Source organism: Microbacterium sp., from assembly GCF_011620715.1.
Classification (GTDB): domain Bacteria; phylum Actinomycetota; class Actinomycetes; order Actinomycetales; family Microbacteriaceae; genus Microbacterium.
Genome location: NZ_WOYP01000027.1, coordinates 1 through 9652, shown reverse-complemented (window position 1 = coordinate 9652; position 9652 = coordinate 1). Strand labels below are relative to the sequence as shown.

General features: G+C 66.2%; 13 protein-coding genes. 10 read left to right on the top strand and 3 right to left on the bottom strand.

The genetic code is table 11. The annotated features are described in order from the left end of the window. Window positions 1-207 precede the first annotated feature (207 nt). The 5 genes from QZV84_RS02945 to QZV84_RS02925 all read left to right on the top strand — a co-directional run bounded on the left by QZV84_RS02945 (window position 208) and on the right by QZV84_RS02925 (window position 3839). Window positions 208-888 carry a response regulator transcription factor gene (locus QZV84_RS02945; protein ID WP_292825058.1) on the top strand — a complete coding sequence of 227 codons (681 nt, stop codon included), beginning with the start codon at window positions 208-210 and terminating at the stop codon, window positions 886-888. After that, complete coding sequence (locus QZV84_RS02940; protein WP_292825055.1) at window positions 878-2275, top strand: HAMP domain-containing sensor histidine kinase; 1398 nt, start codon at window positions 878-880, stop codon at window positions 2273-2275. Before QZV84_RS02945 ends, QZV84_RS02940 begins: the two co-directional genes overlap by 11 nt. A 232-nt stretch (window positions 2276-2507) precedes the next feature. Then, window positions 2508-2783 carry a hypothetical protein gene (locus QZV84_RS02935; protein ID WP_292825052.1) on the top strand — a complete coding sequence of 92 codons (276 nt, stop codon included), beginning with the start codon at window positions 2508-2510 and terminating at the stop codon, window positions 2781-2783. Then, window positions 2728-3606 (top strand): restriction endonuclease subunit S, encoded by an 879-nt coding sequence (locus QZV84_RS02930; protein WP_292825049.1) that lies wholly within the window; start codon window positions 2728-2730, stop codon window positions 3604-3606. Before QZV84_RS02935 ends, QZV84_RS02930 begins: the two co-directional genes overlap by 56 nt. A 29-nt stretch (window positions 3607-3635) precedes the next feature. After that, window positions 3636-3839, top strand: a complete 204-nt coding sequence (locus QZV84_RS02925; RefSeq protein ID WP_292825046.1) for a hypothetical protein — start codon at window positions 3636-3638, stop codon at window positions 3837-3839. A 30-nt stretch (window positions 3840-3869) separates the two neighbouring features. On the opposite strand, the gene QZV84_RS02920 is transcribed toward QZV84_RS02925, so the two are convergent. Both QZV84_RS02920 and QZV84_RS02915 read right to left on the bottom strand, forming a co-directional pair. Then, complete coding sequence (locus tag QZV84_RS02920) at window positions 3870-4196, bottom strand: type II toxin-antitoxin system RelE/ParE family toxin (protein WP_292825043.1); 327 nt, start codon at window positions 4194-4196, stop codon at window positions 3870-3872. Further along, a complete protein-coding gene (locus QZV84_RS02915; protein WP_292825040.1) occupies window positions 4193-4459 on the bottom strand; it encodes a type II toxin-antitoxin system ParD family antitoxin in 267 nt (88 codons plus the stop codon). Before QZV84_RS02915 ends, QZV84_RS02920 begins: the two co-directional genes overlap by 4 nt. Before the next feature lie 113 nt (window positions 4460-4572). Here QZV84_RS02915 and QZV84_RS02910 point away from each other — a divergent pair, with 113 nt between their 5' ends. From QZV84_RS02910 to QZV84_RS02890, 5 genes are all read left to right on the top strand, one after another. Then, on the top strand, window positions 4573-5211 hold the full coding sequence (locus QZV84_RS02910) for a nucleotidyltransferase domain-containing protein (RefSeq protein ID WP_292825037.1): 639 nt from the start codon (window positions 4573-4575) through the stop codon (window positions 5209-5211). An 89-nt stretch (window positions 5212-5300) separates the two neighbouring features. Next, window positions 5301-5954: a type I restriction endonuclease gene (locus tag QZV84_RS02905; RefSeq protein ID WP_292825034.1), complete on the top strand. Its 654-nt coding sequence runs from the start codon at window positions 5301-5303 to the stop codon at window positions 5952-5954. A 247-nt stretch (window positions 5955-6201) separates the two neighbouring features. Continuing rightward, the gene (locus QZV84_RS02900; protein ID WP_292825031.1) at window positions 6202-6822 is read left to right on the top strand and encodes a hypothetical protein; all 621 of its coding nucleotides are present in this window, start codon (window positions 6202-6204) and stop codon (window positions 6820-6822) included. Between the two features lie 747 nt (window positions 6823-7569). Continuing rightward, a complete protein-coding gene (locus tag QZV84_RS02895; protein WP_292825028.1) occupies window positions 7570-8346 on the top strand; it encodes a helix-turn-helix transcriptional regulator in 777 nt (258 codons plus the stop codon). A 6-nt stretch (window positions 8347-8352) separates the two neighbouring features. Next, window positions 8353-9231: a hypothetical protein gene (locus QZV84_RS02890; RefSeq protein ID WP_292825025.1), complete on the top strand. Its 879-nt coding sequence runs from the start codon at window positions 8353-8355 to the stop codon at window positions 9229-9231. 109 nt (window positions 9232-9340) lie between these two features. On the opposite strand, the gene QZV84_RS11425 is transcribed toward QZV84_RS02890, so the two are convergent. Beyond that, entirely contained in the window at window positions 9341-9565 is a 225-nt protein-coding gene (locus tag QZV84_RS11425) for a hypothetical protein (protein WP_363331856.1), read from the bottom strand. Window positions 9566-9652: the final 87 nt, after the last annotated feature.

Here is a 9652-nt window from a genome sequence, read left to right as displayed (position 1 = left end):
GGTGGGGGTCGGATCGGGGGTGGGGGTCGGATCGGTGTCGTTCATCGTGCTCCTCCTTGGTCGTTCCGCTGCTGATCGGCGGGTGCGGGGGTGTTGTGGTCGAGCGTAGGAGGGGGATGTGCGGAGCTGATTCGGCTCATGTTCGAGGAGTGTTCGGGTCTGCTCCGACCCGCTGGAGCGGGACAATGCCCGAATACGATTGCTCGCATGGGTGAGGCGCGCGGGCTGGTGATGGTGGTCGAGGACGAGCCGCACATCGCCGAGTTGGAGCGTGAGTACCTGAAGGCCGCCGGCTACGGGGTCCACGTCGAAAGCGACGGCCTGGCCGCGCTGGCCTCCGTGAAGCGGCTGAGCCCGGTGCTGATCGTGCTGGATGTCGGTGTGCCCGGCATCGATGGGGTGGAGTTGTGTCGGCGGCTGCGGGCGCAGGAGGATTGGACTCCGGTGATGTTCGTCACCGCTCGCGACGACGAGGTCGACCGGGTCCTCGGGCTCGAGCTCGGTGGCGACGACTACCTCACCAAACCGTTCTCCCCCCGCGAGCTGGTCGCCCGGGTCGGCAGCATCCTGCGTCGCCATCACGGCCCACCCACCCTCGCCCCGCTGAGCCTCGGTCAGGTCGTGCTGCACCGGGACAGCCGCCGGGTCGAGGCGGGTGGGCGCCCGGTCGAGCTGACCCCGACCGAGTTTGACCTCCTCGCCGAACTCGTCGCAAGCCCGGGGCGAGTGTTCAGCCGACCCCAGCTGCTGGCGTCGGTGTGGGGGCAGGCCGACTATGGACAGCAGCGCACCGTCGACGTGCACGTCGCCCAGCTGCGCGCCAAACTCGGGACTGCCTGCCCGATCCGCACGGTGCACGGCATCGGCTACCGGGCCGATGACACCTGATCCGTCCGCTCCCCGCACCCGGCCCGCTCGGGCGGGGTGGAGCCTGCGCGCCCGCATCACCGCCCTCGTCATCGCGGTCGCCGCACTCGTCGCCCTGATCGGCGGGCTGCTCAGTGTCCAGTTCGTCAGGACCTCTCTCGAAGACCAAGCGCGGGAGCAGCTCCACACGAGTCTCGCCGCCCTCGCCGATCGCGATGACCTGTTCGCCGGTGACGCCGTGGCTGACCTCGTCGACGCCGGTATCCTCTGGGCGGTCGTGCCGGCGGACGGGGCCGTGCGCGGGCCTGCAGCCCGCTACGTCGACGACGCCATGGCACAAGCGCTACGAGCCGGGAATCCCGTCTCCGACACCGTACGGGTATGGCGCGCCCCCGTCATGCTCGAAGGCGTCCCCGTCGGCGGCGGCGGACTCGTGCTGGCCACCGCCGAGGGGCAGATCAACACGGCGACCCGGGAACTGGTCTGGCGCATCGTCGCGGCGCTGACCATCGGGGTGCTCGTCGCCGTGGCAGCCGGCGCCTGGTTCGCCCGGCGGGTGTCCGGACCGCTCACCCGCACCGCACGGGCCGCCGACCGTATCGCGCGGGGAGAACGCGGGGTGACCCTCCTCCCGGACGGCACCATCCCCGAACTGTCCGCCGTCACCGACGCGCTCACCGCCCTCGACCGCAGCCTTACGGCAAGCGAAGGCCGGCAGCGAGAGTTCCTGCTGTCCATCTCCCACGAGCTGCGCACCCCGCTCACCGCGATCCGCGGCTACGCCGAGGGGCTCGCCGACGGCACCTTCCACGGTGATTCAGCCATCCGCGCCGGGGCAATCCTTCAGACCGAGACCGCCCGACTGCACCGTTTCGTCGACGATCTCCTCGAACTCGCCCGACTCGAAGCAGACGACTTCACGCTCGACATCCACCCCACAGCCCCCGCTGAACTGCTGCTGTCTACCCGCGACGCCTGGAACGCCACCGCTGCTCAGCACGACATCGCCATCGAGGTGCGGTTCGACCGCGCAGCCGCGGATCTCCACATCGACGTTGACGCGCGCCGGGTCCGGCAGATCATCGACGGTTTGGTCGAAAACGCCCTTCGCGTCACCCCCGCCGGCAGTACCCTCACTCTCGAGCTGACTGCGGGTGCCGAGCCTGCGATCGCGGTCCGTGATCGGGGTCCCGGACTCACCGATGTCGACCTCGCACATGCTTTCGATCGCGGCGTCCTCGCCGAACGCTATCGCGGCGCCCGCCCCGTCGGGTCCGGCCTCGGTCTGAGCATCGGGCACCGGCTGGCTGCCCGCCTCGACCTCAGACTCGAAGCCGAACGCCCCCCCTCGGGGCCGGGCACGATCATGACCATCTACCTCCCCCGCCCGCATCCCGCATCCCGGTGACGCCACATTCCCCCGATCCAAGTCCTGACGACCCCAGCCCCCGGCCCGCAGGCGCGGCTTGACCCGCGGGAATCTTCAGCCGTCGGACATACGGCATCTTCACGTACCGCATGACCTGTTCCAGCTCGACGGGGGTCGACGCATCCGGGCTCTACGTCGGAATGACTCGAGGGCGGGTGCACACGCGGAAGCTTCCAACGAGACCGCCGGTGAGCACTTCACCCCGCGTGATGTGATCGAGCTGATGGTCGACATTGTGCTCGCGCCCGAGTCCGACACCCTCGCCAAGCCCAGCGTGGTGTGCTCGGTGTATGACCCGACCGCCGGTACCGGTGGGATGCTGTCGGTCGCCGAGGACCACATCCGCAGCGCCAACCCGACCGCGACGCTCCTCCCTGCCTTCCGCAAACTTGTGACCGCGCTCCTGGCCGACGGCTCGAGGCGGTCAAGGCGTGACGGAGTTGAAACGGTACCCGGAGTACAAGGACAGCGGTGTCGAGTGGCTTAGTGAGATCCCAAGTGCTTGGTCAGTCTGCGCGTTTGGAAGGTTCGCCCGATTCCGCAACGGGGCCGACTACTCCAGTGTGGAAGTCGCAGACGGCGGGTATCCGGTCTACGGATCGGCAGGCGAGTTCCGGAGGGCATCCGAGTTCCTGTTCGACGGTGAGTCGGTGCTCTTCGGGCGCAAGGGCACAGTTGATCGGCCGGTTCACGTTACTGGTCGGTTCTGGACCGTTGACACGATGTACTACACCGAGATTGCGACCCGCCACCTCGTCCCGCGATTCGTCTACTACTGGGCTACACAGCTGCCGTACTCGTACTGGCTGACCAGCACGGCACTGCCCAGCATGACCCAGTCGGATCTGAGCGCCGCAAAGATCCCATACATCTCCATCGAGGATCAGGACGCGATCGTCGCCTTCCTCGACCGGGAGACGGCGGAGATCGACGCGTTCATCGCGGATCAGGAGGAGCTCATCGGGCTGCTCGCCGAGCGGCGCGCCGCAGCTGTCGATGTACTTCTGCGTCAAGACGATGGCAAAGGGATTCGGAATATGATCAAGCTCGGGTGGGCGTTCGACTTCTTGAACGGAGATCGGGGTTCTGACTATCCCGACCGCAGGGACTTCGTGGAGTCCGGCGTCCCGGTGACCTGCTCTGCTGCCTGCGTGGATCAGTTGGTAAGAACGCACTCTTTCGTTGGACCGGTGGAGGTGCGTTGGCATCATCGCTGGTGGCGTTACGGTCTCGGTCGGGAGCGCTCGATCGCCGCCACGCGTTCTGGCTACTCAATTCGGGGTTGGAACGACACCAGAGGGTGCTGTTGATGTCTGGAAGTGCTCAACCGAATCTGTCTGTGGAGAACCTAGCGCAGACGATCTTCTTCGTGCCCGAGATGAGCGTCCAGCGTGAGGTCGCATCGCAGCTTGATCGCGAGACCGCCGGGCTCGACGCCGCGATCGCGGACGCGCGTGAGGCGATCGCCCTGTCGCGGGAGCGCCGCGCTGCGCTCATCTCGGCGGCGGTGACGGGGAAGATCGACGTGCGCGGGGCTGTCTGAGGGCGGCTCGATACCGGGTGCCGGCATAGGCTACCTGGAGCTCAGGTACTTGGCGGTGCCAGGCATCCGTTCGTGGTCGCGACCGCCGTAGAAGATTCCGACGATCGCCACGGTGGTGTCGATCACGGCGAAGGCAATTACGACGCGCCTGCGGTAGCCGATCGTCCGGAGCCCCGGGCGCAGGTCGTCGCGTGCGGTGCCTCGCAGTGGGAAGCTTGCCAAGGTCTCGCAGAACGAGACGATCGATTCGGTGAAGTCGGCTGCATTCTCGGGTGAGCCGGCATCGGCGATGAATTCGTAGAGCTCCTCGAGCTGCTCGAGTGCTTCCTGACGGAAGACGACCCGATACTGGCTCACTGGTTGGCGTGCTTTGCAGACAGCCGGGCTCGCACGTCGTCGATCGTCACGGCCGCCGATGGATCGGCGACGAGCGCGTCGTACGCGTCAACGACTTCCTGCCGAAGCCACGACTCGAGTACCTGGTCTCGCGCAAACAGGGTGCGGAGGCCGTCGCGCACGACTTCGCTCTCGCTCGCGTACGAACCTGAGGCGACGCGCTCGCGCAGGGCATCGGCCATGTCGTTCGGAAGAGTGATGCTCAGCTGTCGCGTCGTACGCATGGTCGCTCCTTCATCCAGTAGGACTGAATCCTACTCTCGTTGCGTAGGAACGGAGGAGGCGGCGCGGGGATCGTTGTGTTCCATATTCGTGACAATCGTGCCATTATCGTCACATGAACCTCCGTGAGCCTCTGGACGGACTTACCTCGCAAGTCGAGGCTGCCGTTCTACGAGTGCTCGCACGGGCGGATGCGGGCTTCTCCGGTCGGCAGGTGCACGCACTTGCCGGCGTCGGCTCGACATCGAGCGTTCATCGTGCCCTGACGCACTTCGTCGAGGTCGGTGTGGTGACGGCCGAGCCGAGGCCGCCGGCGATCATCTACCGGGCCAACCGTGAGCATGTTCTGTGGCCGGTGCTGGAGCTGGGTCTGAGCGCTCGTGCTCGCGTGTTCGACAGCATCCGGAACTTCTGTGAACAGAACGTCCCTGCAGAGATCCCTGAACAGTTCCAGCTGACGGTTCTGGTCTACGGCTCTGTCGCCCGTCGGGAGTCAGAGCTCGGCTCCGACATCGACCTGTTGGTGGCGTACCCCGACGACTTCGACCCTGACGCTCGGGCTGACTTCAGCTACAGGCTGGCCGAACACACGCAGCGCATCACAGGCAACGAAGCGCAGGTGCACTCGATCGACCGCGGGGAGCTCGCGCACCGACTCGCCGAGAACGACCCGCTCATCGCCAACGTCCTTGCCGACGGCATCCTTCTTCATGGCCCACAGATCGTGCCGGCGGCGAAGGCTCACGTCGCATGACCCCGCGGATCAGTCCCTGCTTTGTTCTTCACGCGCGGCGTCTGCTGGATGCAGCCGAAACCATCGTCAGCACTTGAGGGGACTTGCCTGTGGCGATTCAGCACGAGGAGGCGTTCGAGACCGAGATCTGCGAGTATCTGGCCGCGCACGGCTGGGAGTACTCGCCGGACGATCCCGGGTACGACCGTGACCGGGCGCTGTTCCCGGCGGATGTGTTCGCGTGGTTGCAGGCGACGCAGCCCGACCAGCTCGACAAGCTCGTGAAGCCGGGCGCGAGCACGGCATCCCGCGATCTCGGGCGCAAGCAGATCCTCGATCGCATCGTGGCTGTGCAGACTACCGACACGATGAACGGTGGCGGCACCCTGAACGCGCTGAAGGGGTCGATCGGGGTGCTGAACGCGAAGTTCTCGCTGTTCCAGGCGCGACCCGCGACGTCGCTGAACGCGAAGCTCGTCGAGCGGTTCGCGTTCAACAGGGTGCGGGTGATGCGGCAGGTCGTGTACTCGGGCAGAAACGCGAATCGCCTCGATCTGGTGGTGTTCGTCAACGGGATCCCGGTGGGGACGGTCGAGTTGAAGACCTGCGCTGGGTGCGGCTGCACCCGACGAACATCGCGCAGAAGGTCGTCACCGGGTCGCGCAAAGAGGCCGTGCGCTACAAGCTCGCCATCGACTCGTACCTGGAAGAGCACAAACTCGATGAGGAGCTGGCGGCGCTGGTCGCGTTCTCGGGTTCGGTGAGTGACCCGGAGTCGGGGCCGGAGGAGTTCACCGAGACCTCCCTGAACCCGGGGCTCAAGGGGCCGCTCGCTGGAGGCCGCGTTCGCCGGCGACGGGTTTCAGGTGATGATCGTCGCGAACAAGTTCCAGACCGGGTTCGACCAGCCGCTGCTGGTGGGCATGTATGTCGACAAGAAGCTGTCGGGTATCACCGCCGTGCAGACCCTGTCGCGGCTGAACCGGCCGGCTCGAGGAGTTCCGGAGCACCGTGTTCGCGTTCGTGCGGGCGTACGACTTCCTGTCGCAGATCATGGACTACGGCGACACCGACATCGAGAAGTGGGCGATCTTCGTGCGCGTGTACCGCCGGGTCATCGAGAGACAGGATGCCGACCCCGCCGCGATCGACACCGACGACATCGTGCTCACCCACTACCGGCTGCGCAAACTCGACGCCAAGAACCTCGGACTGACCTCAGGCGAGGCGGGCGAGCTTGCGGCGATCACCGCCGCCGGCTCCGCGCAGCCCCGCGAAGCGAAGTACGGGCTGCTGCAGGAGGTCATCGACAAGATCAACGCCCTGTTCGCCGGCACCGACGTCGACCAGAACAGCGGCGTCAGCGCCGCCGAGACGATCATGCGGCACATCGTCGACAACCCCAAGATCCAGGCCGAAGCGATGGCGAACACCCCGATCGACTTCGAGACCTCACCGACGATCGTCGCCGAGCTTGAAGACATCATGTATGCCTCGGCCGCGGGGCACAGCAACGCGATGAAGGCCCTGCTGCACAAGAGCGACTTCGCCTCCATCGTCGATGTGCTCGTCGCGATGGGGCTGTACGAGAAGACCCGGGGCGAAGCGGAGCGGATCGCCACGGCGGGGTGACGCACTCCGTCAGCCCGCGGAACCGGTGTTGCTGAGCATCGCGCGGGAGCCCTGGCGGGCGATTCTCCCAATGTGACCGGTGAATTCGACCGCGCGCAACCTCGATGTCCGGCATCGGCGACAGTTCAGAATGAGCCCCAATGCTCCGTCGCACAGCTCGGTGTCCGCGCGGGCGAACAGCGCGGTACTGCTGTGTTCGACCGGTGCCGTTCCGCGTCTGACTTCGTTGACCAGTGTCCGGTTCTAACTCCCCCTCAGTTGATGCTTCGTATGGGCATGGTGAAGGTGTAGTAGGCGTTGCCGTTCACCCACACGACCCCATAGCAATACCAACTTCCCGAGGCATATCGTCCACAAGACCAACCGTCCGTGTAGTTACTTCCGGAGGCGTTGTACCAGATGCCACCCTCGCAGCTGAGACTCCCACCACTTGTGAAGAGACGCCCTCGCGCGTCGCGGCCTGATCCTTCTCATCTCGGTCCTCCGCTCATCTCCGGCAGTCCTCGCTACGGCTGCTCAATTGATACATCGCACCAGCCTGATGATCCTGACAATGGAGAGCTGTGACACCGACTTGCAGAGCGGTATCAGAGAGCATTGTGCTCGCTGCTCCCGTTGAACAAATCTCCCACGGTCGCTTGGCGACGAGCGTCGGCGCTGCGCGTTATCCCGCCGTCCGTAAGCCGCAAGCGTGCTACATCTGCCGCATCCTTGCGGCACCTGCCGCACGGTTGCTACAGTCTAGGCATGGACATTCCTACGTTGCTCGCTGACCTCGGAAGCACTCCGAGCGCTACCGCGCGCGCTACGGGGCTTGCCCGGACGACGATTCAGCGGATGCGCGCGGGGGTGACCTCCCCGACGCTCGAGACCCTGCGCGAGCTTGCGCTGGCGGCGGGGTACGACCTCGACGTGGCGCTGGTGCCCGCGAGCGATCCTGCGGCCGCCGTAGCGGCCCGTGTGATCGCGGATCCTGCGACACCGGAGCTCGAGGAGCTGGAAGGCGTCGGACTGGCGGACGCCGGCGAGGTCGCAGAGATCACAGAGTGGGTCTCACGCCTGCAGCGCCAGGCAGGGGATGACCCGGCCCAGCTTCTGCAACTGGCCGGTCGCGACTCGGCGCCGCAGCACCGCAAGGGGGCTCGCTTCTTCGCACCGAAACCTGGGGTCCCCCAGGAGAGGATCATCGAGATCGCGAACAGCGCTCTCGGGCGCAACCTCGGGGCGCTCTCCGGCGTTGCGGCCGCGCGAGTCTACCTCGGTCACGCGCCGGACCCCGGTCCAGTGGTGGCGTGGACTACGGACGTCGACGCAGTGGCCGGCCGTCTGGCCGCGACGCTGCGCGAGGTGGACGAGTATCAGCCGGCGGGAGTGCTTCTGGCCCCGACGATGCACGCGTACTTCCTCGACATGATGGGCCCGGGGGTGTGGCATCAGAACATCGTGTCCCCGATTCAGGCAGTCATCGACCTGCACGGGCTGGGCCACGACGGGCTCGCGAACGAGATCACGGAAGGGTGGTGAACACGGATGGCTGAGAAGCAGCAGCCCCCGAAGTGGGGCATGACGTCGGCGGACTTCGCCAAGCGCGCTGCCGAGAACAGGGAACGTCAGCAGGGCGGCCCGAGCATCCGCGACCCCTTCGCGGGAGATGCGACCCGCGTGCTGAAGACGGGCCGCATCACCTGGCGGCCAGGCGCGATCAACTTCGACCTGATAAAGCCATCGAGCGTGGAGCGGTCGATCTTCCGCTTCGAGAAGTCGCTGCCCGAGCTGGTGTGGAACGCGGCCGCTCTCGAGGGCAACACGTTCACCCTGCCGCAGGTCCAGACCCTGCTCGACGGCGTCACCGTCGGTGGAAAGAAGATCGAGGAGGCGGAGCAGATCCTCGCCCTCAGTGAGGGCATGGAGATGATGATCGACGCCGTGCGCGACGGTTCGTTCTCGCTCGGCAAGGCGATGAGCGACCGCATCCACAGCGGCGTCGGCCAGCACGAGGCGATCGAGTCCGGCCACTTCCGCGGCGAGGGAAGGGTCTTCGGAGGCGGAAACGTGATCCTGGCCAGTGGCGGAGCCGTCGGGGGCGACCCGGCCGGTGAGAACGGGGAGCAGCTGCAGGCGGACTACACGAACCTGCTCGCGGCCCTCGGTACGTTCGATGACCCGAGGGCGCGCGCGCTGGTGTACTTTGCCTCCGCGACTCGGTCTCAGTTCTACTTCGACGGGAACAAGCGCACCGCCCGGATCCTGATGACCGGCGCGCTGATCCAGTCGGGCTTCGAGCCAGTGAATATCCCGTACGCGCGACAGGAGGAGTTCAACGTCGCGCTCGACGAGTTGTTCCGCACCGACGACGGGACCACACTGATCGAGTTCCTCACGACCTGCACGATGCCTGACGCGAACTGAGAACGCCGGGCGCACGCTGACGCGCGCAATGGCCAAGACAGAAAGAACCCCCGAAGACGGAGCTGCGGGCTTCAGGGCGGGCGCACTGGCTACCGCCGAAGCACTGTATTCAGCCTGAGTTGGCGGCGTTCCTCTGGGATGTGAGCGACGGCGCTCGTCGGGAGGGTAGGGCTAGAAGAGTTGGTTGCTGGGCGCCGGCGTGGGGCTCGTCACGGACGAGGATTTCGAGGAAGTCGGCGTTGACGAACAGCCGGTCGCGTCCGATTCTGAAGTCTCGGAGGACACGTGCGTCGACGAGTTCGCTGAGCCATTTCGATGCGGTCGGGCGGGACACGGGCAGCGTTCCATAACGTTACCGGAAACACTGACCGGGGCCGGATTCGCATTCGAGCATCCCCGACTTGCGAGGCGCGCTCCCTCG